1 protein-coding gene is annotated in these 733 nt (G+C 30.3%); it reads left to right on the top strand.

Translation table 11 applies throughout. The features are described from left to right. The first annotated feature begins 32 nt into the window (after window positions 1–32). A complete protein-coding gene (locus tag Q0997_RS20230) occupies window positions 33–557 on the top strand; it encodes a hypothetical protein (RefSeq protein ID WP_299892530.1) in 525 nt (174 codons plus the stop codon). Window positions 558–733: the final 176 nt, after the last annotated feature.

The following is a 733-nucleotide window of genomic DNA, read 5'->3' as shown; positions in this document are numbered from 1 at the left end:
ACGTTGTACACAATTAGAAAAACTCATAGAATTTGAAGAAAATTATTTTACATCCATTAAAAGGAATAGAATTTGAGAATAAAGAAATTTTGGAATTGGGAACCTCTAAAACTGAATTAATTCAAAAATTTGGCAAAGCTTCAAGCGGAACTGACAAACAACTATTCTATGATGATTGGGAACTTAGAATTGACTTAGATGACTCTGAAAAAATAGAATTTATTGAATTCATTTATGGTCCTTTCCCTGAAAAAACAGAAATTGAGTTATATGGAATTAACCCTTTCAAGACTGATAGTCATAGTTTAATCGAAATTTTGACTAAAAATAATGTAGGTGAAATTGAAACAACTGAGGAACCTTATTGTTATGCTTTTCTTGAATCTTCAATTGGGGTTTTTAGAGATTCCTGTGAAGTTGATATTGAGGAAATGATATCTGAAATGAAAGAAAACGGAGATTATTCCGATAATGAAGAATGGGTTTTGGAAGACAAAGAAAAAGCAAAATACTTTTGGACTATCGGTTTAGGAAAAAAAGATTATTATAAACAATAACTGTGTACAACACGGTGTATAAAACATAGCTAATAAGTCTTAAACCGAAAGGTTTGTGTATATTTATCAAGTCCGCCAAATTTTTAATTTGGCTTTTAAAAAGAGAAAAATTCGGCTCTGTGTTAACCCGAAAGTTAGTGTCTTTTTACACGCTACGTTTCATACACAAGTCCGTT

Origin of the sequence: uncultured Lacinutrix sp. (assembly GCF_947500325.1) — a bacterium.
Lineage (GTDB): Bacteria > Bacteroidota > Bacteroidia > Flavobacteriales > Flavobacteriaceae > Lacinutrix.
Note: the sequence above shows the minus strand (reverse complement) of the source record. Positions and strands in the feature narration are given on the sequence as shown.